Genomic DNA, 23,339 nt, shown 5'->3' on the forward strand with positions numbered 1-23,339 from the left:
CTGGGTGACGCCGAGGGTATTTTCTGCGGACACGCATGTGCTGCTTTCGTCCGAAGCGAGGTGCCCAACGTCAGGCGTGGTCAGCGGCGAATTCGTCGTAGTTTTAGTTTGATGCGTTTGCTTACGTGCTCGCATGATAGCATGGAGCCATGTGATTAAGGCCTTGTGAAAGGCGGGCAAAGCGAAAGGGGCCGCAATGGAAGAGACGTCGAAGAAAATGCGCATTGCGCTCGTCCAGTTCGAAGGAGAGCTGGGTAATGTTGAGGTGAATGTGGCCAAGGCAGTGGGGCAGATCGCCGAAGCTGCGGCGAACGGCGCCGATATGGTCGTGTTTCCGGAACTTTTTAGCACTGGGTATCATTTAGATACTGTTGGCCCGAAGATGACCGAATACGCCGCAATGGACGAGTCGACCATCGAGGCTCTTTCTAAGGCCGCGCGTGAGAACAACTGCTACGTGGTGGCCGGCATCGCGATGCTGCACGGCCTGGTGGGCGTGCCGTTCAACAGCGCCGTGTTCATCGATCGCGACGGCGAGGTGCAGGGGTCTTTCGACAAGGTTCACCTGTGGGCGCTTGAGCGCTTCTATTTCCGCAGCGGCGATGAGTTCCCGGTGTTCGAGACGGAGTTCGGCCGTGTGGGCATCACCATCTGCTACGACCTGGGATTCCCGGAGGCTGCGCGTGTTCTTGCGCTGCGCGGCGCCGAGCTCATTTTGTGCCCGAGCGCGTGGTGCGTCGAGGATATGGACATCTGGCACACCAACGTTCCGTGTCGTGCGCTTGAGAACACGTGCTTCGTGGCTGCGGTCAATCGCTTTGGCCGCGAAGGCGAGGATTTGTACATGCCGGGCCATTCAATGGTATGCGAGCCGCGCGGTCATCGCATCGCTTACGTGGAAGAGGAAGCCGAGGCCATTTTGTATGCCGATATCGATTTCGACGAGGTGCGTAAGAATCGCGTGACCAGCCCCTATCTGCGCGATCGCAGGCCCGATGCGTATGACGAGGTTATGTATTGGTAGGATTTTGCAGGCTTGCGTGCTGCGGCGGCGCTTTTTGACGACGCAGCAGCGAAACGTGGCGGTCGTTTCATCCTTGCGGCCCGGTGCGCCTTGCGGTGCGCCGGGCCGTTTGCTGGTTTCCAAAAGAAACCGCATGTCAGAGGGCGAAAACCATGTGAATTTTCATAAATTCTTTATTGACTGGCCCATATGCCCTTTATATACTGCAAAAGTTCGCTTCAAAAGCCCCGTAAACGCTGCACGTAAGGCACGGCAGGAAGGGAGTCCAGGCCCGGAATGTCGGTTCGGCGTAGGAACCCGAACAGCTCATGCGGCAGCACTTTTGACTTGAACATCCAACCGTATGGAGGACACAGTGAAGACGTATTACGCAAAACCGAACGAGGTTGCGCGCGAGTGGTTCGTCATTGACGCCACCGACCAGGTTCTGGGTCGCGTTGCCGCCAAGGCCGCCCAGATTCTGAAGGGCAAGCACAAGCCCCAGTACACTCCCCATGTTGACACCGGTGACTTCGTCATCATCGTCAACGCCGACAAGATCCGTGTCACGGGCACCAAGGCTCTGAACAAGGTGTATTCCCGTCACTCCGGATTCCCCGGCGGACTGAAGCAGGAGACCTTCACCGAGGCCATGCAGAAGCATCCCGAGCGCGTGATCGAGCACGCCGTCAAGGGCATGCTGCCGAAGAACACTCTCGGCCGCAAGCAGGGTATGAAGCTGAAGGTGTATGTGGGCCCCAACCACCCGCATGCCGCCCAGAAGCCCCGCGAGCTCAAGATTGAGGAGATGTAATCATGGCTAACGAAGCTGTTTACTACGGCACCGGTCGCCGCAAGAACGCCATTGCCCGCGTGCGTCTGGTTCCCGGCACCGGCAAGATCACCGTCAACGGCCGTGACGGCAAGGAGTACTTCGGCCGCGAGGCACTGCTGAACTATGCCTCTGCGCCCTTCAAGGTCACCGACACCATTGGTGCCTTCGACGTCATCGCTCGCCTTAATGGCGGCGGTGTTTCCGGTCAGGCAGGCGCTCTGCGCCACGGCATCAGCCGCGCTCTGCTCCAGGCTGGCGAGTATCGCCCCGAGCTGAAGAAGGCTGGTTTCCTGACCCGCGACGCTCGTATGGTCGAGCGCAAGAAGTACGGCCTGAAGAAGGCCCGTCGTCGTCCGCAGTTCAGCAAGCGCTAGGCTGCAGGTCGAGAAGACTTTTTGCAATGGAGAGGCTCGCCCTTTGGGCGGGCCTCTTTTCGTATGCGATCAGGCTACAAAACGGCGCTTGGAGCCAGGGGTGCGATATACTCTCGATTAAGGGAATTCGAGCGATCTGCCCTGCTGCAGGTTGAGCGCTTTGGCTCCCTTGTACCAAAGGCGCAAACTGAGACGGAGGAATCTTATGGCTGGCAACGAACGCGGCTGTTGCGCTTCTATCTTGATTATTGCATTGGGCATTGCCCTTGGCTTATGCATCTTCTCGTTCTGCGGTTAAAGAAATACGGAGCGCTCGACGCGTGTCTGTTTGTGGCCGCGCTTGCGCTGTTTGCCGTTAACGAGCATCTGATTAAGCCCGCCGTGCTGGGCGCTGCTTCCGCGAGCGGTTCGCTTGCGGAGGGTGGCTCGGCGGCGGGCTTTTCTTTTGCTGAACTGATCATCCTGGGGCATTTCAATGATTTCCTGGGCGGACTCGCCTTCATGGCGTACACGAACCTGCTCATTTCGCTCGTTGAGCCCCGGTTCCGCATACGCAACCCGTTTATCGGGGTAGCTTATATCTTCTGCTGCGGTCTCTTCTGGGAGTATGCCGCACCGCTCTTCGTGCCCGATAGCGTAAGCGACCCGTGGGATGTGCTTGCCTACAGCTTGGGTAGCGTGGCGTACTGGGTGGTGCGCACCGTTGGGAGCCGCAGGCGTCATGCTGGGGGAGCGGGCACAATAGACACATAAAGATTGCCCATGTTCCCGCAGAAAAGCGAGGGCAACTCGCGCCGCAGCATTGTTTACTTTTCTGGGAAGAATTCCTTTTTCAACTGATAGAGAGATTTGAGCGATTCCGCACCTTCATCGCCAAGCTCCCTGGTTGCAGCCACCGTCAATGCATCGATCAGCGCAACCGGCGCCGTCATGGAATGGAACTCCTTTTCCTCGCCGCGACAGGCGAAAAGCGTTACGTCGGCCTGCTCTTCGGCAGGCACGATCGTGCGGCTGGTGAAGGCTATAGTGCTGTATCCCACGCGCCGCGCCTGCTCAAGGATGATGGCGCACTCTGTCGAGATCTTGGAGAATGCGAAGAACATTACGGTGTCGCCCTCTTTTGCCTGATTAAGCCCTTCGAGCATTTCCGATCCGCCGGAAGGCAGCACCAAAACGTTGATGCCTAACCTGCGCAGCCTGAAATGAAGCATCTGCGCCAGCGATGCCGACGCGTTCTTGCCGTACACGAACACGCGGCGCGATTCGCAGATAAGCTCGATTGCCTGAGCAAATGCAGCGGGGTCAATGCGCTCGAGTGTGGTGCTGAGGTTCTTAATCTGGCTTTCGAACCATGCCGAAGATGTAGCACCGCTCTCGTGATGGAGCGTTCCTGCGATTTTGGCGGCAGGGCCCGATGATTGCTCGAGGACGGCGGATTTCAGCGCTTTGAAGTCACGAAACCCTGCATGGCGGGCGAAGCGTGAAATCGTGGCATCGGACACGCCCAGCTTTTCGGCGAGCTGCCCGATAGACAGGAACAGAAACGTTTCAGCGTTGGTGTTGATGAAGTCCAGGATGCGCTGCTCGGATTTGGTCAGCTGATCGGGAAGGACGGAAAGCGAGAGCGTCATTGTGCACAATCCTCTTTCAGTAAAGCCAGCGCCGCATCGTGGACGAACCCGTTCGAAGCGACGATGCCCGAACCGTAGAACAGCGACGGCGACGACCCGTCGAGCGAAGTAACGGTGCCGCCCGCTTCGTTGACGATGAGCATTCCTGCCGCGTAATCCCACGGTTTAAGCGCGTGCTCGACGTAGACATCGAGTCTTCCACAGGCGATCCAGACCAGGTCGAGCGAGGCGCAGCCGGCATGCCGCAGGTCCACGCACGCATCATACATCATGCGCATGGACGAGAACACCTGCGGGGTCAGCTCTCGGTTGCCGGGGGCCGTGCCGAACGATGCCAGACATTCGTCGAGTCGCGCGAACGAGCTCGTTTGGATGCTTTCGCCATTGAGGAACGCCCCTATGCCTTGGGCGGCGGTGAAACATTCGTCGGAGAAGGGGTCGTAAACCACGCCGAATATGGGTCGTCCTTCTTCCACATAGGCAAGCGACACCGCGCTGTGGATGAGTCCCCTGATGAGGTTGGTGGTACCGTCTATGGGGTCGAGTAGCCAGAATACGCGCGATACATCTGCGGCATAGGCGGTTGATTCCTCGCCGATGAACGGCACGTTCGGCGTGAGTTCTGCGAGACGGCGGCGGATTTGCTCCTGCACGGCGAAATCGACGTTGGTCACGAAATCTGTGCGGCTTTTGGCGTGGATGTCGGTGACCGAAAACGGGCGCGCAGCGAAGCGCCCCGCCTCTTTCACGATTTCAATGACCTCATGCGCAATACGCTGGTCAAGACCCGTGGTGCGCATCGGTGCTATCATCATTCCTCCTCGGAAGCGGTGAGTATCGCAACGTAATCACCGCCTAGTGCATGGATTTCTTTGAGAGCGCGCTTGAGTAGGCTTGCGGCACGCACGCGAAGCGTGGCGTCATCAGCGATATCAATCCTATACGCTCCTGCCTTCATCGCATTGTAGAGAGCGTCTACCGTGATTAAATCGTCATCGAACACCGTGGTGATGCATCCGTATTGGACGGCCTGGTGCGTATCGCTGCCTGCAATCACGGGGATGCCCAGCTTTTCTCCCAGCGCGAAGGTCAGCTCTTCGGTGCGCTGACGGTTTCCGGCGATGTCCTTGCCGTTGAGGTCGAGAAACATGAGACGCCTCAGCTGCTCCTCGTCGATTTCAGGCACATGGCCTGGTGTGCGGTATGGGTGTGCGCATCCCACGATTACGGGGTATTCGTCGAAGAGGTCCATCAGTTTCTTGAACGGCAAAAATCGGTCTTTCTCCTTATGGGGCTCTAGGCGCTCGTTGAGTTCGAGAATGGCGTCGAGAGGGCCGATGGACAGGATGTGGCCACATTCCGCGACATCGGTTTCCATGCCGGGAAAAATGCGCAGGCCGCCTTCGAGCTCGAGCGTGTCTCCCACGCGCGTGCTCACCGAATCGAGGTAGCGGTATAGATCAGCGAACTGGAGCGTGTTGAAATGCTCGGTCAGGCATAGGGAGTCAAGGCCGGCGCCTGTTGCCTCGCGGAACAGCCAATCAGTATAGGCGGTAGAAAAGGGCAGCTTCTTGGCCAGCTTGCCGTGGGTGTGGAAATCGAATCGCATGGTGCCTTCTTTCGTGGCTTAACAGACGTTTGGACGGGGCTAACAGGGGCGGCAGGCGGGTGAGCCGGGCGTTTCGGGCGAGTTCTGAATCACCGGTGCCGCCTGCATGAGGCGAACTAGATAAGCGTGGAGACAAGGGCGGAAAGCGCCACCCACAGCACCGAAATCGCGATGAACATGAAGTCGCTGTACTGTACGCGTAGCGAGGACAGCATGATCTTGCGGACCTCTTTGTTGGAAGCGGCGTTGCGGTATCCGCGCAGCTCAAGCGCCTCGACCGTGGTGCGGGCTCGCTTGGCGGTGTTGAGCATGAGTGGGTAGAACGACTGCATGATCACCTTTACCTGATAGATGAGGTAGCGGATCTTGCCCATCAGCGTGTCATGCGACGGAGGGTTGCCGCGCAGCTTGTAGGAGAGCAGCACGTTTTGGAACTCCTCCATCAGCATGGGGAGCATGCGGTAGGCGTACGAAATGGAAAAGCTCAGGCGCTCAGGCACGCCAAACCACAGAAGTCCGTTGCTCAGGCGGTCGGGGTCGAGCCCCGAGAATACCGTGATCGAGGCAAGCGACACCGTAGCTACCTTGAGCGTGAGGATAAGGAGCGGCAAGACGGTGGAGGCGTCGCCGCCGAATAGGAGCGATACCACGAAGAGGTACCCTGTCTGTGAGAATACGCCCAGTGCGAACACGAACAGCACGAGCCCGGCTACGCGGGCGAGTGCTGTGGTGATGAGCACCAGGATGAAGCAGCCCAAAAGGAACGGCACGTTGTTGACGAACCACGGCACCAGGGCGAAGAACACGTACCACACCAGAAGGATGCGGGGATCGAGCTTTGCAATCACCGTGTCGGTGTTGCCGTAAGCGTTTTTAAGCACCTGGTTACGCAAAAAGTCCATCGAGAACTTATCGAGGACGTTTTCGGAGAGCTTGTTCATGGTTTTGCTCATGGCATTCTCCATTTCATGCCTCCTTGAAGCCGGATACGAATTCGTCCACCGTGAAGCAGCGCGCGTCGTCATCGAGCGCACGCGCCATTGTGAAAATCTCGGGCGGACGGATGCCCACGAGCTGCGCGAGGCGCTTGTCGCCAAACACTTCTTCGCGCGTTCCGTCGGCTACCACCTTGCCTCCGCACAGCACGATAATGCGCTCGGCCCACTGGCACACCAACTGCATGTCGTGTGTGGCGATGACGGCGGTTTTGATAATGTCCTTCATATCGTCGAGCACGGCCATGATTTCACGGCGCGTGGCGATGTCGAGGTTGGCGGTGGGCTCGTCGAGAAGCAGGATAGAGGGGTTGAGCGCGATGCCGATGGCGAGGCTCGCCCGGCGCATCTGGCCACCCGACATGAGGCGTCCGTCGCGGTTGCGCAGGTCGGTGAGGCGAAAGCGTTCGAGCAGCTGGGCGGTCTTTTCTTCCCACTGAGGCACATCGCGCACGCGCATGGCGAACGAGATGTCGTTTTCGATGGAGTCTTTGATGAACATCTCTTCGGGATTTTGGTAGACGAGCGAGATTTGGCGAGAAATCTCCTCGGCCTTCTTATTGCCGATGGGCGATCCGAACAATGAAACCGTGCCTGCAGCCGGCTTCAGCAGTCCCACCATGAGCTTCATGATCGTAGATTTGCCGGCGCCGTTTGATCCGATGAGCGCGATCTTTTCGCCCTCGTTGATGGAGAGGTCGAAATGGTCGAGCACTACGTGGCGGTCACCCTTCACGGAACGATATCCCAGTGTGACATCGTTGAACTCTACGGCAGGTACGGACGGCATATTGCTTGCGTCCTCAGGTGCAGCGGAGGACGCAAGCGCGTCCGGCGCGTCGCTTTCGCTTTCAGGTTCGGCAGGTGCCGCGGAGGATGAGGCTGCATCGCTGGTGTTTCCGCGCGAGGCTTCGCCGTCGACGGCCGGGGTGTCTGTCATTTGGTTGGCATCGTTCCCATGTGTGTCGCGCTTGAGCGAGGCGAACGCCGCTTTGCCTTCGCCGACGGTGGTGGGAAGCGTTTCCACGTGCGCCAGGGAGCCGGTTACCTTGAAGCGGTGCGCTGCTTGTGTCACCTGCGGAGGAAAGATGTCGCTGGCCTCAAGCTCCTCGACGCGGCGCAGTGCTTCGTGGGCGGGCAACTTCCAGCGTACCGTGCCGTCCTTGAGAAGCAGCACGTGCTTGCAGTAGTCCGCGATGTACTCGGTATGGTGCTCGATGACCACGATGGTCTTGCCATGGTTCTCGTTGAGGTCTTTGAGCACCTCATAGATGGCATCGGCATGCTTGGGATCGAGCTGTGCGATGGGCTCGTCGAGGATGATGACGTCGGGCTGCAGCGACACAGCGCCCGCAAGCGCGAGAAGGTGCGTTTGCCCGCCGGACAGCTGCCACACGTACTCGTCATCGAGACCCTCGAGGCCGCACAGCGCCAAGGCGCGCCGTCCGCGTTCCTCGTAGTCTTTGAAGGCGAAGTTGAGGCATGCATACGATGCGTCGTCGAGCACGGTGGGCCGGACGATTTGATTCTCGAAATCCTGGTAGACGTATCCCACCTTTTGCGCCAGCGTCCCCACATCGGAGGTGCGGGTGTCCATGTCGCAAACGCGTACGTTTCCCTGCATGTCGCCCACGATGAAGTGGGGAATCAGCCCATTGATGACCTTGCAGAGAGTCGACTTCCCGCAACCGTTGTTTCCAACGATTGCAAGGAAGTCACCCTTTTCGATAGTGAACGTCACATTAAGCAAGGTGGGCTGAGATGCTCCGGGATAGGTGAAGCTTAAATCCTCGATCTCAACCGTGTTCATGCGTTATGCCAGATCCTTCTTGTTGCTCTTCTTCATCATGACGGCGAGGACGACGATGGCGATGATGGCTGCCACGATGACGCCCACCGCGATGGCGGTGCCGCTTTCGACCCAATCTGCCTCCCACTCGATGAGCGACATGCCTGCCTCGGACACCAGAGCGAAGGCGACGGCGCCCACAAAACCGATAATCGCGACCAGCATCAGCTTGATGGCAGCGCCGGAGGGAGCGTTCTCGGGAGTGCGGGGCTGCATGCCCAGCAGGGGCTCGATTTTGCCGTGCAGCTTAGGGACGAGGAACAGGGTGGGCAGCAGGCAGAACAAAATGCCGGAGAACAGCAGGTCGTTGGCGAAGGCGAAGCCTTCGGTGGCGAACACGCTCTCGGGCAGGCCCGCTACGGCCTCGAAGTCCTCGACGGCGAACTGAACCTTGAGGATGTCGACCAATGCGCTCATGGCAAGCTGGAGGGCAGTGCCGAAAAACGCGGCGGTGCCGACGACGGCCATGTTCTTGGGATTTTTCACCACGGTGCCGGCGATATAGACGGCGATGGCCACGGTGAGGAACTTCTCGAGTTCGCCGAGACCGCCGAACTGGCCCAGCATGATTTCGCTGAACACGAGCTCGCCGGTTGCGGCGCCCAGCGCCACCGGCAGCGGATCGAAGAGCATGGCGAGGGTGAGGGGGATGAACAGGAAGAACTCGACGGAGAACTCGACCACGCCCACCTGGAAGCTGGGAATCAGCTCGGTGAACAGGGTGGCGAGACCGTACAATGACATGGACAGGACGAAGATCATCAGCTTTTGGGACTGCGTTGCGCCCCCGTTTACATCTGCGCTCATGGCTTTCGGCTCCTTCCGAAATAAAGGTTACGCGCACTGACACGAGCACAATGTACCAATGCAATGTAAATCAAATTTCATTGAAATGTAAAATGAAAATAAATCAGTCATTTTTGAAGAGGAGGATGTCTGGACAATGAAAAAGCGCACGTCGCTCGAAACGACGTGCGCTTGGATGAAAAGCGTTCGAGTGGGGGATCCGGGGGGCGTTCCCCCTGGGAGCCTTTACGCGTTATTCCGCGTATTTCAGATTCTCAGGTATCCAATCGCGCAGGATGGGAATCATCTTGTTCGCGATGGCATGGGCGCCTTCCAGGTCCTGCTCGCGGTAGTTGCCGCATTCCTTCTCCGTCGCGCCAGGGATGGGGCCCTCATACGACGCCACGAACTGCAGCATGTCATTGACCAGCTTGATAGCGACCTCCGGCGTCATGGAGTCGCGCACAAGGAAGTAGAAACCGGTGCGGCAGCCCATGGGGCCAACGTAGATTACCTGGTCGCTCAGCTCGCCCGAGCGCACGTAGGTGGCAAACAAGTGCTCGAAGCTGTGGATGGCGGCGTAGGGCAGGTACGTGCCGCAGTTAGGCTTGACCATGCGGATGTCGTACGTGACCACATCGCCATCGATGCGCGAAGTGTACATGCCGGGATCGAGCTTGGTGTGGTCGACCTGGAAGCTGGCGATCTGCTTGAGTTCCATGGGGTTCCTTCCTTGCGAGGCGTTTTGCGAGTTGAGCGGTGTGCCGTCCGCTGCGATGTCGGAATGGCGCGTCGAAGCGGTGGCGAGCATTCATTTTTTACATTGGTGAGATGATACGCCATTTGTTAAGCTATGCCGCATGACTGAATCGAAGGACATACAAGAAACGAGCGCTGCGAAGGGTGCCGGCGGGGCGGCCAGCAAGGGTGCTGGCGGAAGGAAATCCGACCTTGGCGGCATCATGTTCGCGCTCATCGGCGGCATCGGCTGGGGCTTTTCGGGGGCGTGCGCCCAGTTCTTGTTCGGCGCATATGGGGTGGAAACGCTCTGGGCTACGGTCATGCGCCTTCTGGGCGCCGGCGTGGTTCTGATGGCCGTGTGCGCCGTTCGCTTCCGCCGCGACTTGCGCGCGCTGTGGACGTGTCCGCGCGATATTGCTCACCTGGTGCTGTTCGCCCTGGCGGGCTTGGCGTTTTGCCAGGCGGCCTATCTGCTTGCCATCGAGAATTCCAACGCGGGTACGGCGACGGTGCTTCAATACATCGGCCCCGTTCTCATCGTTGTGTTCTCGTGCTTTAGGGGGCGCAAGCTGCCTACGCCGCGTGAGGCGGTTGCCGTTGCGTGCGTAGTGGTGGGCACGTTCCTTATTGCCACGCATGGCAACCCGGCGACCATGGTGCTGACGCCCGCGGGTCTTACGTGGGGCCTGCTCGCGGCGCTGGGCGTGGCGCTGTATTCGCTTCTCCCCGTGAATCTGATGCTGCGCTACGGGTCGGTGCCGGTGGTGGGGAGCGCCATGCTTGTGGGCGGCGTCGTCATGTGCGTGGGCACGCAGGCGTGGGCGGTGCCGGTTGCGCTCGACGCCACAGGATGGCTGGCGCTTTTGGGCGGCCTGGTGCTCATAGGCACAGCGGTGGGGTACACGTTCTACCTGCAGGGCGTGAACATGATTGGCGCGTCCAAGGCGAGCCTGATTGCCAGCGTCGAGACCGTTTCCGCCACGCTGTTCGCAGTCGTGTGGCTGGGCACGGCGTTCTCGTGGATCGACATCGTGGGCTTCATATTCATCATGGCCACGGTGTTTTTGCTGGCGAAAAAAGGGTAGCGCGTGGCGGTTTGGAGCGCTTGAACGCCCCAGCGGCAATCGATGATAAAATACGAGGGTTCATATTCTTAGCGCGAAGAGCGGCGGATGAACAGGGGCCGGATTAACGCGGGCGTGCACGGGCGTGTCTGCGGCGGATGCGTCAGATGCGTTTGAGCGTTTGGCACGCGGTCTTGGTTCGCAAGCGACGGGCAAAGGCGACCGCGCGCCCGCTGAGCGCATGAGGGATGGGAGCATCTATGGCTCGACTTTTTGGAACCGATGGCGTGCGCGGGGTGGCAAACTCCGAGCTTACCTGCGAAATGGCGTATCGTCTTGGTCAAGCGGCGGCGTCGTTCATGGGCAAGACCATTGTGGTTGGCAAAGACACACGCAAAAGCGGCGATATGCTTGAGGCCGCCGTGGTCGCCGGCATTACGAGCGGCGGCGGTGATGCGCTTCTCGCGGGCGTTATTCCCACGCCTGCCGTGGCGCTGATCGTGCGTGAGCTGCATGCCGATGGAGGCATTGTCATCTCTGCTTCGCATAACCCGCCGGAGTACAACGGCATCAAGTTCTTCGACGCACAGGGCTACAAGTTGCCCGATGCGGTAGAGGACGAAATAGAAGAATTCATCAGCGGCGGCGGCTTGGAAGGCCGAGTAGCGCGCGCGAAAGAGGCCGGTGACGAGGAAGCGTCTATGCCGGTGGGTGCTCAGGTGGGCGTTGCCATCGAGGTGGAGGATGCCTGCGAGATCTATATCGATCACGCGGTGAAGACCGTTGAATCGCAGGGCGTCGATTTTAAGGGGCTGCACGTGGCGCTTGACACGGGCCACGGCGCGTCTTCGCTCACGAGTGCCGAGGCGCTGCGCCGTCTAGGTGCCGAGGTCACGGTGATTAACGATGATTTCGACGGCACCGATATCAATGTGGAATGCGGCTCCACGCATCTGGGCCCCCTCGCAGATCTTATGAAGGAATGCGGCGCCGATGTGGGCATCGCGCACGACGGCGACGCCGACCGCGTGATGCTGATGGCTGCCGACGGCACCGAAATCGACGGCGATATCGTGGAGGCCGTGCTGGCGGTTGACCTCAAGAATCGCGGCGCGCTGCCGGGCAACGTTGCTGTTTCTACCGTGATGACCAATCTTGGCTTCGTGCGCGCCATGGAACGCGAGGGTATTGAGGTCATCCAGACCAAGGTGGGCGACCGCTACGTGCTGGAGGCCATGCGCGAGGGCGGCTACGCTGTGGGTGGCGAGCAGTCGGGCCACATGATTCTTTTGGAATACAACTCCACGGGCGATGGTCTGGTGACGGCCTGCCAGTTCCTGGCGGCGGTGCGTCGCAGCGGCAAGCCGGTTGAAGAGGCCATCAAGGTGATGGCCAAGTTCCCGCAGACGCTGATCAACGTGCGCGTGAAAGACAAGCATGCCCTTGAGGGCAACGGCCCCATTTGGGATGCCGTGCATGCTGCAGAGGACGAAATGGGCGATACGGGCCGTGTGCTGGTGCGTACAAGCGGCACCGAGCCCGTGGTGCGCGTGATGGTGGAGGCCGAAACGCAAGAGGCCGCCGACGCCCATGCGAAGGCTATCGCCAAAGTTGTCGAGGAACAGCTGGGCTAAACGAGCTGTCGGCATATTCAGGAAGAGGAGTCGGTTGCGTATTGCGGCCGACTCTTTTATTTGCTGGCTTGAAGTGCGCCGACGCATCGGCGCGTCGATACGGCTGGGGCGAACGCGCAGAGGTGCAAATGTGCAGCATTTTGCTCCAGTTGCCGAGAAATTGAGGTATCGGTGTTACGAATCTTGAATTCGTAACACTGCGTTACTATTATAGTGTTACGAAATCTGAATTCGTAACACTGCGCGGTCAAACACGCCCGTGTGTCCATGCCCATTGCGACGCGGAGCTCTGAGGCGTGGAATGTTTCGACATGAATAGCGTGCTGCCGGAGAAGCGGGAGGAGCCATGAGCAAGCTTTCAAAGGGAATGAGCCGTCGAGGGTTCGCGAAAATGACGGCAACGGGTGCGATGGCGCTCTCATTAGGTGGCATACTTTCCGCCTGCGCGGGTGGCTCGCAGGGGTCGACGGGGTCATCCGACGCGTCGACGGGAACGGGACCCAACGGGGAATCCCAGGTTATCATCACCATGACGCCGAGCTCCGAGCCGTCGGCAGGCTTCGACCCGTTCATCTCGTGGGGCTGCGGCGAGCATGTGCACGAACCCCTAATCCAATCCACGTTGATTACCACCGACGCCAACCTGGAGTTCGCGAACGACCTGGCCACTTCTTACGAATGCTCTCACGATGGCATGGAGTGGACGTTCGTCATTCGCGATGACGTGAAATTCACCGATGGCGAGCCCCTAACGGCGGAGGATGTCGCCTTTACCATCAACGGAATCAAAGAATCCGCCGCTTCGCAGGCCGACCTCACCATGGTGAACGAGGCGGTAGCCGTAGACGATACCACGGTGGTCATCAAGATGGCCAAGCCGTTCAACGCGTTGTTGTATACGTTGGCCGTGGTGGGCATCGTTCCCGCTCACGCCCATGACGAGAACTACGGCTCCAACCCAATAGGGTCGGGACGCTATATGCTCGAACAGTGGGACCGTGGCCAGCAGGTCATTCTACGCGCCAATCCCGACTATTACGGCGATGCTCCTCTCATGGAGCGCGTGGTGGTGCTGTTTGTTGAGGAGGACGCCTCCTTGGCGGCGGCGCAGGCGGGCCAGGCGGATGTCGCTTATACCTCCGCAACGCTAGCGGCCGGCGTACCGCAGGGCTATACGCTTTTGAACTGTGCTTCGGTGGATTCGCGCGGCATCTCGCTTCCGGTTGTGGAGCCGGGTGGCACGATTGAACATCAGGGCGCCGAGTACCCCACGGGCAACGCGGTTACGTGCGATCTCGCATTGCGCCGTGCCATCAATTACGCAGTGGATCGCCAGGCAGTGGCCGACCACGTGCTGAATGGCTATGGGCGTGTTGCGTACAGCGTGAGCGATGGGATGCCGTGGTCGAGCGACGACATGAAATGCGAGCGCGATGTGGAAGCAGCGCAGGAAATGCTTGCCGATGCGGGCTGGGTTATGGGCGACGACGGCGTGCTTGCCAAAGGCGACGTGCGTGCAGAGTTCGACCTGTACTATGCTGCGGGCGATTCGGTGCGACAGGCCATCGCGAATGAGTTTGCCAGCCAGATGGAGGAGATAGGCATCAGGGCGAACGTGATCGGCGACAGCTGGGACGTGCTTTATCAGCACCAGTTCAGCGATCCAATCGTGTGGGGCTGGGGCAGCAATTCGCCTATCGAGGTGTACAACCTTAATTATTCCGATGGTTCCGGCAATTATGCGTGTTTGGATAATGCGTCGGTGGATTACTATCTCGACGAGGCGCTCGCGCAGCCGCGTGTGGAGGATTCCTACGATTACTGGAAGAGCGCCCAATGGGATGGCGAGACGGGGTTCGCGCCGCGGGGCGACGCTTCGTGGGTATGGTTCGTGAACGTCGACCACCTGTATTTCATGCGCGATGGGCTCACGGTGGCCGAGCAAAAGCCGCATCCGCATGGGCATGGCTGGAGCTTGGCGAACAACGTGGATAGGTGGAGTTGGAACTAGGGGGCTGGCGCCCACGGTCGGCTTCGGCGGCGCTGAGGGGTGCGCGGAACACGCGTTCGACTACCGCTCGCTGCGCTCGCTATGCGCCTCACTAGGCTTTTCGGCTTTTGAATAAGACCGATTTGAGAAAGCCGAGTGCTTCCGCGCACCCCTCAGCGCCGCCGAAGCCGACCCGCGTCCCCCTGTTTCGCCCGTTTATTCATCGAAAGGATACTGTGCTCAACTTTGTGCTCAAACAGATTGTGCGGTTTGTGCTGCTGATGCTGGCGGTCAGCTTGGTTGTGTTCGCCCTGGTGAGCGCTTCGCCCGTCGATCCGGTGCAGGCGAATGTGGGTCAGGCGGCCGTCATTGGCATGTCCGATGAAAAGCAGGCGCAGCTTGCTGCGTACTGGGGAGCGGATACGCCGTTTTGGGAGCGATACCTGAACTGGCTCATCGCAATCTTTCAAGGAGACATGGGCACATCGCTGCGCTTCAATGCGCCAGTTGCCGACGTGATTGCAACCCGTGCGCTCAATTCGCTCGCGCTCATGGCGATCGCCTGGGTGGCGAGCGGCGTGCTGGGGATTGTGCTGGGCATCGTGGCAGGGGCGTTTCGCGGTCGCTGGCCCGACAAACTGGTAAAGGGCTATTGCTACCTGCTGGCTTCAACGCCTACGTTCTGGCTGGGCTTGGTGGCGCTTATGGTGTTTTCGGTATGGCTGGGGTGGTTCCCCATGGGGTTCTCGGCGCCGGTGGGAGTGGCTGCATCTGAGGTGACGCTTGCCGACGCCGCCTACCACATTGCCCTGCCGGCCCTCGTCCTCTCGTTTTCTGGGGTGGCGAACATCGCGCTCCACACGCGCGAGAAGCTGGTCGATGTCATGGAGTCCGATTACGTGAGATTCGCCCGCGCGCGCGGCGAGGGGCTCGCAAGCATTGTGAGGCGTCATGGGCTGCGCAACTTGCTTCTGCCGGCCATCACGCTCCAGTTCGCCTCCTTTTCGGAGATTTTTGGCGGATCGGTGCTGGTTGAGCAGGTGTTTTCGTATCCAGGGCTGGGGCAGGCGGCCATTACGGCCGGCCTTGGCGGAGATGCGTCGCTTTTGGCGGGGATAGCGCTCGTTTCGGCGGCGCTGGTGTTCACGGGCAACCTGATCGCCAATCTGCTGTATGGCGCAATCGATCCGCGCATGCGTGTGCGCGCCGGCGAAGGCGGCAAACGCGCCGGCGGGGGAAGAGCTGCCGAGAGAAACGGTGCCGATGACGCCGATGACGCGGGACGCGGCGCTGTTTTGGCTTGCGAGCGCGTAAGGCATCGGCATGACGAGAGCGGATACTCGGGCGGCGGGACAGAGGCCGACGCGTGCGAAGGCGCCCGAATGAAAGGGGAGCCCCATGCTGAATAGCTGGCAAGAAGGCTATGCCACCAAGGGCGCCATCCTTCATCTTCCGCAGAAATCGGGCTCGAACCGCATGGCCGCGCTGGTTGCGTGCGTCGTTGCAGCGTGCGCACTTATCGCCGTGGTGGTTGCGGGCATTGCGTTAACGCCGGCTGCATCTGCGGTTGATTTTGAGGCGAAGAATCTTGCGCCCTGCCTTATGCATCCCTTCGGCACCGATTGGATGGGGCGCGACATGCTAGCGCGCACCCTTGCCGGCCTTTCGACGAGTGTGCTTTTGGGCATGGCGGCTGCCGTGGTCTCGTCCATTATCGCCGTAGTGCTGGGAGCGGCTGCCGCATTGGGGGGTCCCAAGGTGGATGTGGTAGTCAACTGGCTGATCGATCTCATGCTGGGCATTCCCCATATCGTGCTGCTGGTGCTCATCTCCTATGCTTTGGGAAAAGGTTTCTGGGGCGTAGCGGTGGGCATCGCAATCACACATTGGCCGAGTCTCGCCCGCGTGGTGCGTGCCGAGATTCTGCAATGTCGTCAGGCTCCCTATATTCAGGCGGCGCGCGCGTTGGGCAAAGGCCGCGTAAGCATCGCCGTGCGCCATATGGTTCCATTTGTGTTCCCTCAGTACGTGGTGGGGCTTATCCTCATGTTTCCCCATGCGATTCTGCATGAGGCGTCCATCACGTTTCTGGGGTTCGGCCTGCCGCCCGAGCAGCCCGCTATCGGCGTGATTCTTAGCGAGTCGATGACGTATCTTTCTGCCGGCATGTGGTGGCTGGCGGTGTTTCCAGGGCTGGCCCTCATTGCGGTGGTACTGGTCTTCGACATTGCGGGATCGAGTCTGCGGGCGCTCATTGACCCGCACAGATCGCAGGAGTAGGAGGAGATATGCAAGGCAAGCGCGACGATATTTCCTCTGGCGTGCTCGATCACGAGCGACTGACGCATGCGTCGGCGGAGTTCCATCACCATCACAGCCATGCATCCGCCTCGCACCATGCTGGCGGACACCATCTGCTGCAGGTGGAAAACTTGAGCATGGGCTTTTCGATGTACGACCCCGATGAGCCACGTTTCTTTCGCGCCAAAAAACGTCTGGTGCCCGCCATTAAGGATTTGAGCGTGTCGGTTCACGCCGGGGAGGTCGTGGCGGTTGTGGGTGCGTCCGGATCGGGTAAGACGCTTCTTGCAGATGCGGTTTTTGCCCTGTTCGAGCCCAACGCCGAAGCGCGCGGCACCGTTTGGTTCGACGGCGAGCGATGCGATGCGGCAGATTTGGCGCGCCTGCGCGGGCGGGGTATTTCGCTGATGCCGCAGAGCGTGTCGCATCTTGATCCGCTCATGAAGGTGGGCAGGCAGGTGCGAGGCGTAGCGCGCGATGCTTCCGACGCAAAGCGGCGTGCGCGCATGCAGCGTGAGCTGTTCGAGCGTTACGGGCTGCGCCCCGAGGTTGAGGAGATGTATCCGTTCGAGCTTTCGGGGGGCATGGCTCGTCGCGTGCTTTTGTGCTGCGCGCTTATCGACGAGCCGCGTCTTATTGTGGCGGATGAGCCGACGCCCGGGCTCGATCTCGATCTGGCGGTGCGCGCGCTCGACGACCTTCGTGCGTTTGCGAGCGAGGGCGGCGGCGTGCTGCTGATCACACACGATATCGAGCTTGCCCTGCGCGTGGCCGACCGCATTGCCGTGTTCAAGGAGGGCACGGTGGTGGAGGAAACATCGGCGGCGGCGTTCGGATCGCCTGAAGCCTTGCGGCATCCGTTTTCGCGGGAGCTCTGGCGCGCGGTGTTCGGCGGCGATCGGATCGGTAAGGCAACAAATGGCGAGGCGTGCGCAACCGAGGGCCAACACCTCGCATCTGGCAGGGAGCACGCATCGGCACGCGCGCTCGAGGTGCGCGGTTTGTCGTTCTCCTATCCGGGCGGACGGCAGCTGTTCGACGACCTTAGCGTGCGCATCGAGCCTGGGGAGCGAGTGGCGTTTATTGCGCCGAGCGGATTCGGCAAAACCACCTTGTGTCGCATTCTTGCGGGGTATCTTGCGCCCGACGAGGGCAGCGTTCTGGTGGACGGCGCCGCATTGCCTCTTCGGGGCGTATGCCCCGTTCAGCTTATAGGGCAGCATCCTGAAACCATGGTCGACCCCCGTATGCGCATGCGCGCCATCATGGAGGAGGCTGGCCCTGTGGGCGACGAGATCGTACAGGGGCTGGGCATACATGAGGCGTGGATGAGCCGCCATCCGCATGAGCTTTCTGGCGGCGAGCTGCAGCGCTTCTGCATCGCACGCGCGCTGGCCGCCAACCCGCGGTATCTGATTTGCGACGAGACCACGGCGATGTTCGACGCGGTGGCGCAAGACGAGATATGGCGCTTTCTCGTCGAGTTCACCCAGCGGCACGAAATGGGGCTTGTGCTGGTGAGCCATTCGCCGTCACTCGTTGATCGCGTTGCGACGCGCGTGGTCAAGCTAACTGATTTGGACGAGTAGGCGGCTGCCTGCGCGGTTGAGAGCGCAGATTCCAAGCGCCGCAATCGCGCGTGTCGGGATGAAGATACCCGCCTATGGGGCTGCAGCACGATGGTTCGTTGGCGGCAACGGGATTGTGGCGCGCTTGTCAGACGCTTGCTATACTTCCACATCCAGCGAGCTTTCGTGTCCGGGCGAGCATTTCCGCTCGGACGAGCTCCTAAGCCCAATGAATTTCAGCGTTCCGGCAATTTCTCTCCGGCAACCCAGCTCTTTTGTGTTGCCGGAATAGCCGTCGCTTCCCTCACAAGGAGGATATCGTGCGCACTCCGCGTTCCCGTTTGCCTAAGGATTTTTCGCTCGAAGAGCATCTTGCCGCATGCGCGCAGGCGGTGGAGTTTTATCCGGAGTCGTGCAGGGGGCATTGGCATGCGTGGTCGCCCGCAATGTGCATGTCGGGTGCTGCGGGCGTTGCTGCGTGGAAGGCAGCGCGATCGAGTGCTCGCCATGCGGCATGCCAGGCTCCCGCTCAAAACACCGGCGTCATGCAGCCTGCCGGGGCCGGCAATGGTGCTCATGGCGTTTTTGTTCGCAGCGACACGTGCGGGCAAGGTGCGTCCGACGCTTTTGGAAACTTCAATCCTATCAGGGATTTCTCTCAAAAAACGTGGAATCGCGTCATACTCGATTTAGGTTGCGGCAAGGGCGAATATACGGTGGCGGTGGCCAATCTGCATCCAAACGTGCTGTTCGTTGGCCTAGACGTGGAGGAGATTTGCGTGATGCGCGCCGCCGAGCTTGCGGTGGCCGAGGGCGTGACCAATGCGGTGTTCATATACGCGGACGACCCCGATTTGCGCGAGCTGTTCGGCCCGGGCGAGCTGGACGGCATCCTTATGAATTTCCCCACGCCGTTTCCCAAAAAGAAAAAGGCGCACTTGCGCTTGACCTATCTCGACCGCCTGATGGCCTATCGTGAGATTTTGGCACCTGGGGCGTCGCTGAGGCTGCGCACCGATAGCCTGCCGTTTCGTGATTTCTCGCTTACGCAGCTTGAGATTGCCGGTTATGACCTGCGGTGGAGCTCCGATGATGTGCGCGCGATGTTCCCGGACGAGCCGATGAGCGCTTACGAGTCCAAGTTAACCGCCCAAGGGGCGACGGCGTGCGGATTCGAGGCTGTGCCGGGGCCGGCGCCCGAGCGCGTGGAGCAAACCGCGCCTTTGAGCCTGGTGAGCTATCTGCCCGAAAACATAGAGGACCTTGATTACGTTCCTCATGGCATGCAGGGGTGCGTGGCCAACATGCGGGGGCGTCGCGCGAACTGCCGCGCCAAGGGCCTGCCCGAATGGACGCGGCCGATAGTTTAGCTGCGCACGCCCGAATGGTCGCGGCCGGTAGTTTAGCTGCGCCCGCCCGCGCACGTACCTTGCGGCGCCTCATCCCGGCGTCTCTACGGAGTGTTCATGCGCGACTGGTATACTGCTTGCCCGTGAACGTCGTGCCTCATGCGCGACGGCATGCTTGCGGCGGAGCCAAGGATTCGCTGGCGAGCGGTATGAGGTGGCCGGCCTTTTTGCCTGCCGCTTGGAAGCGCAACCGAGAGAAGGTTCTTGATGGACGCGAAATCCCTTAATGCGAAAGCGTTGATTCTTGCTGCGGGTGCCGGTACTCGCATGAAGTCCGAAAAGCCCAAGGTGGCCCACGAGGTTTTGGGCAAGCCGCTGGTGCGCTGGGTTGTTGACGCGGCGCATGACGCAGGCATGTCCGAGGTGATCAGCGTGCTCGGTCATATGTCCGATAAGGTGTCTCCGCTCGTGGAGGGAGATACCACCATCGTTATGCAAACCCAGCAGCTGGGCACGGGCGACGCTGTAAATGCCGCCCGCGATGCCATGACCGGCAACGATGGCGCCATCGCCCCCGGCACGCTCGTGGTGCTTTCCGGCGACTGCCCGCTGATTACCCCCGAAACCATTCGTGCTCTGGTGGCCAAACGCGAGCAGACGAACGCCGCCGTGGTGGTGCTCACCATGCATATGGACGATCCGTTCGGCTACGGCCGCATTGTGCGCGAAGGCGCGGGCGACGCGGTTGCGCGCATCGTGGAGCAGAAAGATGCCTCGCCTGAGGAGGCGTCCATCACCGAGTGCAACGCCGGTTTTTACGCCTTCGACGCGCCGGCCCTGTTCGACGCCCTTTCGCGCGTGTCCAACGATAACGCGCAGGGCGAGTACTACCTCACTGACGTGCTGGAGATTTGCCGCAACGACGGTCGCGAGGTGCTGGCGCTCATGACCCAGGATGCCGAGGAGGCCATGGGCGTGAACTCGCGCATCCAGCTGGCCCAAGCCACACGTGCTATGCAGCGCCGCATCAACGAGCGTCATATGGCGGCGGGCGTCACCATGTGGGATCCTGCCACGGTGTGGATCGGCCCCGACGTCACGCTCGAGAACGACGTGGAGCTTCTGCCCAATGTGATGCTGCTGGGCGCCACGTCTGTGGGTCGCGATAGCGTGATTGGCCCCAATACGCGCCTGACCGACACGGTGGTCGGCCGCGGCTGCCGTGTGGATGAAACGGTGGCGGAGGGCGCCCAGATCGATGACAAGGCCACTAGCGGCCCTCGTGCGTATCTGCGCACGGGTGCGCACCTGTGTGAGGGCGCGAAGGCCGGCACGCATGTCGAGATCAAAAAATCCACCATCGGCGCAGGCAGCAAGGTTCCGCATCTCTCCTATATCGGGGACACGCAGATGGGTGCGGGCGTGAACATCGGCGCCGGGTCTATTACATGCAACTACGATGGCGTGAACAAAAACAAGACCGTCATCGGTGACAATGTGTTCGTAGGCAGCGACACCATGATGGTGGCGCCGGTGACCATTGGGGAGGGTGCCATCATTGGCGCGGCTTCCTGCATCACGCACGATGTGGCGCCCGATGCGCTGGCGCTTGAGCGCAACGAGCAGAAGGAGATTCCCGGCTGGGCCGCCAAGCACATGGCCAAGCTCAAGGCCGCAAAGGAGGAAAAAGCGCAGTAGCGCGGCTGGGTGAACTTCGCAAGTGCCGTTCGGGCGATGGGGCGCCGGCGGTCTTGGCGGCATGCTCTGGCGAGCCTGTTTGGCTTGGCCCACTTGTCGTGTGTGCTGCCTTCGTCACGAGGATGCATAACGCTCGGTTTGGCCGCACTTTGTCCGCGAATGGGCGGTGCCCGCCTTGTCGGGCGTGAAATCGCACAGGCGGGCATTATGTGGGGCAGCGTTGCTTGGGCTGGTGTTGCGCCTCGTCCGCGAACGGACGGGGCGCTTTTTGTTCCGATACCACCTGGCGCTGCCGGCAGCTTTGCGCTCGATTGCAGGAGACGCTCATCGAGAACGAGAATCGCAATGCCGCCTCCGATTTCCGTCGGCATCATGCAAGATTTTTTCGATTAGCATCTGCTGCTCCTTTTTTGTTAAGAGTTGCGCGATAATAAAACTGTATGCGCAAATGAATGGCGCAGCTTGCAGATGATGCGCCCACGTGACAAGGCAGGAGCAAAACATGACCCAGATGGAAAAGAACCTGATGCTGTTCAGCGGTTCGGTGAATCCCGAACTCGCCGAGCAGATTGCCCGGGAGCTCGGCATGTCGCTGGGCAACGTCAAGCTCGAGACGTTTGCCAATGGCGAGATCTACGCGCGCTACCAGGAAAGCGTGCGCGGCGCCGATGTGTTCCTCATTCAGTCCGTCGCCGGTCCGCACATCAACGATGCCCTGATGGAGCTGCTGATTATGGCCGATGCCGCCAAGCGCGCTTCTGCCCGCAGCATCTCTGCCGTGGTTACGCATTACGGCTACGCTCGCCAGGAGCGCAAGGCTGCGCCGCGCGAGCCCATCACCGCCAAGCTCGTCGCCGACCTGATTACCGCCTCTGGCGTTGACAACATCGTCACCATCGATTTGCATCAGGATGCTATCCAGGGCTTTTTCGACATGCCGGTGAACCATATGACCGCCATGCCCATTTTTGTGGACTACTTCAAGAACAAGGGTCTGAATTTCGAAGAGGTGTGCGTGGTCTCTCCCGATGTGGGACGCGCTAAGGCTGCCAAGAAGTTCCAGATGCTTTTGGATTGCGACATCGCCATCATGCATAAGGATCGCCCGAAGCATAACCAGGCCGAAATCACGGCGCTGATCGGCGATGTGACCGACAAGATCTGCATTCTCAATGACGACATGATTGATACCGGTGGATCGCTTGTCGCCGCCGCTGCCACGCTGAAGGCGCGCGGAGCCAAGCAGGTGTACGCATGCGCGACGCATGGCCTGTTCAGCGGCCCGGCATATGAGCGTATCGAGAATTCCTGCATCGAGGAGGTCGTAGTGACCAACGCCGTGCCTGTGCCTCTCGAGCGTCAGACCGGCAAGATCAAGGTGCTGTCTGTGGCGCCTCTGTTTGCCAAGACCATCAAGAACGTCTACGAAAACGGCTCGGTTGCTTCGCTGTTCGCGTAGTGGCGTCCAACCTGGTTGTTTTGCTGCTTACGTAGCTGCATCAAAAGACGAATATGAATGGGCGTCGTTTTGGCGGCGCCCATTTTTTTGTGGATCGGGCGGGATCGCTCGAGCCGATTCGCCGAAAGCTAAGTTGTCGGAAGGATCGCCAAACTTCGGGGCGAGATTGTGGAATTGTCTTGGCAAAAAATCGAAGTATGTTATCCAATTTGTCGCCGTCGCATGGCGACATTGCCAGTTTTCCTAAGTATGTAATCCTCATCCGAGTATTTTTCGCTCACGAAAGCCCTCGGGCCAACCGAATCGCCCGAAAAAAGTCCAACAGATGATCGCGTGCCGAAAGTTGGTGTCACGGGCCGCTTTGAAGGAGAAGCGGCCATTGCCTAGAATCGATCGTTGCGAAGGTAACCGATTCGAGAGAAAGGCAACGGCCACCATGGACACTCTACAGGA

20 protein-coding genes are annotated in these 23,339 nt (G+C 60.1%); 13 read left to right on the forward strand and 7 right to left on the reverse strand.

The annotated features are described in order from the left end of the window. Positions 1–196 precede the first annotated feature (196 nt). The 4 genes from DMP06_RS10405 (at position 197) to DMP06_RS10420 (ending at position 2,965) form a co-directional block, all read left to right on the forward strand. A complete protein-coding gene (locus DMP06_RS10405) occupies positions 197–1,024 on the forward strand; it encodes a nitrilase-related carbon-nitrogen hydrolase (protein WP_123209671.1) in 828 nt (275 codons plus the stop codon). A 355-nt stretch (positions 1,025–1,379) separates the two neighbouring features. Then, positions 1,380–1,817, forward strand: a complete 438-nt coding sequence (gene rplM / locus DMP06_RS10410; RefSeq protein WP_380783731.1) for a 50S ribosomal protein L13 — start codon at positions 1,380–1,382, stop codon at positions 1,815–1,817. 2 nt (positions 1,818–1,819) lie between these two features. Next, on the forward strand, positions 1,820–2,212 hold the full coding sequence (rpsI, locus tag DMP06_RS10415) for a 30S ribosomal protein S9 (protein ID WP_123209673.1): 393 nt from the start codon (positions 1,820–1,822) through the stop codon (positions 2,210–2,212). A gap of 273 nt (positions 2,213–2,485) precedes the next feature. After that, the gene (locus DMP06_RS10420; RefSeq protein ID WP_148042531.1) at positions 2,486–2,965 is read left to right on the forward strand and encodes a hypothetical protein; all 480 of its coding nucleotides are present in this window, start codon (positions 2,486–2,488) and stop codon (positions 2,963–2,965) included. A gap of 53 nt (positions 2,966–3,018) precedes the next feature. On the opposite strand, the gene DMP06_RS10425 is transcribed toward DMP06_RS10420, so the two are convergent. The 7 genes from DMP06_RS10425 to DMP06_RS10460 form a co-directional block, all read right to left on the reverse strand. Next, positions 3,019–3,843: a MurR/RpiR family transcriptional regulator gene (locus tag DMP06_RS10425; RefSeq protein ID WP_123209675.1), complete on the reverse strand. Its 825-nt coding sequence runs from the start codon at positions 3,841–3,843 to the stop codon at positions 3,019–3,021. After that, the gene (locus tag DMP06_RS10430; RefSeq protein ID WP_220092565.1) at positions 3,840–4,655 is read right to left on the reverse strand and encodes an inositol monophosphatase family protein; all 816 of its coding nucleotides are present in this window, start codon (positions 4,653–4,655) and stop codon (positions 3,840–3,842) included. The genes DMP06_RS10425 and DMP06_RS10430 overlap by 4 nt, the downstream gene beginning before the upstream one ends. Beyond that, a complete protein-coding gene (locus DMP06_RS10435) occupies positions 4,655–5,452 on the reverse strand; it encodes a PHP-associated domain-containing protein (RefSeq protein ID WP_123209677.1) in 798 nt (265 codons plus the stop codon). Before DMP06_RS10435 ends, DMP06_RS10430 begins: the two co-directional genes overlap by 1 nt. A gap of 116 nt (positions 5,453–5,568) precedes the next feature. After that, on the reverse strand, positions 5,569–6,417 hold the full coding sequence (locus tag DMP06_RS10440) for an energy-coupling factor transporter transmembrane component T family protein (RefSeq protein ID WP_220092566.1): 849 nt from the start codon (positions 6,415–6,417) through the stop codon (positions 5,569–5,571). Between the two features lies 1 nt (position 6,418). Further along, positions 6,419–8,257, reverse strand: coding sequence for an ABC transporter ATP-binding protein (locus DMP06_RS11615; protein WP_220092567.1), 1,839 nt, complete (start codon positions 8,255–8,257; stop codon positions 6,419–6,421). Positions 8,258–8,260: 3 nt separating this feature from the next. Continuing rightward, complete coding sequence (locus tag DMP06_RS10455; protein ID WP_123209678.1) at positions 8,261–9,103, reverse strand: DUF8171 family membrane protein; 843 nt, start codon at positions 9,101–9,103, stop codon at positions 8,261–8,263. A 232-nt stretch (positions 9,104–9,335) separates the two neighbouring features. Further along, the gene (locus DMP06_RS10460; protein ID WP_123209688.1) at positions 9,336–9,803 is read right to left on the reverse strand and encodes an S-ribosylhomocysteine lyase; all 468 of its coding nucleotides are present in this window, start codon (positions 9,801–9,803) and stop codon (positions 9,336–9,338) included. A 139-nt stretch (positions 9,804–9,942) separates the two neighbouring features. On the opposite strand from DMP06_RS10460, the gene DMP06_RS10465 reads away from it, so the two are divergent. The 9 genes from DMP06_RS10465 (at position 9,943) to DMP06_RS10510 (ending at position 22,886) form a co-directional block, all read left to right on the forward strand. After that, entirely contained in the window at positions 9,943–10,908 is a 966-nt protein-coding gene (locus tag DMP06_RS10465) for a DMT family transporter (protein ID WP_220092568.1), read from the forward strand. Positions 10,909–11,147: 239 nt separating this feature from the next. Next, the gene (gene glmM / locus DMP06_RS10470; RefSeq protein ID WP_123209679.1) at positions 11,148–12,521 is read left to right on the forward strand and encodes a phosphoglucosamine mutase; all 1,374 of its coding nucleotides are present in this window, start codon (positions 11,148–11,150) and stop codon (positions 12,519–12,521) included. Positions 12,522–12,867: 346 nt separating this feature from the next. Beyond that, a complete protein-coding gene (locus DMP06_RS10475) occupies positions 12,868–14,532 on the forward strand; it encodes an ABC transporter substrate-binding protein (RefSeq protein WP_123209680.1) in 1,665 nt (554 codons plus the stop codon). Between the two features lie 215 nt (positions 14,533–14,747). Further along, positions 14,748–15,920, forward strand: a complete 1,173-nt coding sequence (locus tag DMP06_RS10480; protein ID WP_123209681.1) for an ABC transporter permease — start codon at positions 14,748–14,750, stop codon at positions 15,918–15,920. Continuing rightward, positions 15,910–16,791, forward strand: a complete 882-nt coding sequence (locus DMP06_RS10485) for an ABC transporter permease (RefSeq protein ID WP_123209682.1) — start codon at positions 15,910–15,912, stop codon at positions 16,789–16,791. Before DMP06_RS10480 ends, DMP06_RS10485 begins: the two co-directional genes overlap by 11 nt. A gap of 8 nt (positions 16,792–16,799) precedes the next feature. Then, positions 16,800–18,401, forward strand: coding sequence for an ABC transporter ATP-binding protein (locus DMP06_RS11770; protein WP_245962492.1), 1,602 nt, complete (start codon positions 16,800–16,802; stop codon positions 18,399–18,401). A gap of 299 nt (positions 18,402–18,700) precedes the next feature. Further along, complete coding sequence (trmB, locus tag DMP06_RS10500; RefSeq protein WP_245962493.1) at positions 18,701–19,750, forward strand: tRNA (guanine(46)-N(7))-methyltransferase TrmB; 1,050 nt, start codon at positions 18,701–18,703, stop codon at positions 19,748–19,750. Between the two features lie 246 nt (positions 19,751–19,996). Then, positions 19,997–21,427: a bifunctional UDP-N-acetylglucosamine diphosphorylase/glucosamine-1-phosphate N-acetyltransferase GlmU gene (glmU, locus tag DMP06_RS10505; protein WP_123209683.1), complete on the forward strand. Its 1,431-nt coding sequence runs from the start codon at positions 19,997–19,999 to the stop codon at positions 21,425–21,427. Positions 21,428–21,929: 502 nt separating this feature from the next. Continuing rightward, a complete protein-coding gene (locus tag DMP06_RS10510) occupies positions 21,930–22,886 on the forward strand; it encodes a ribose-phosphate diphosphokinase (protein ID WP_123209684.1) in 957 nt (318 codons plus the stop codon). Positions 22,887–23,339: the final 453 nt, after the last annotated feature.

The sequence above is a fragment of the Slackia equolifaciens genome, from assembly GCF_003725995.1.
In the GTDB taxonomy this organism is placed as follows: Bacteria; Actinomycetota; Coriobacteriia; order Coriobacteriales; family Eggerthellaceae; genus Slackia; species Slackia equolifaciens.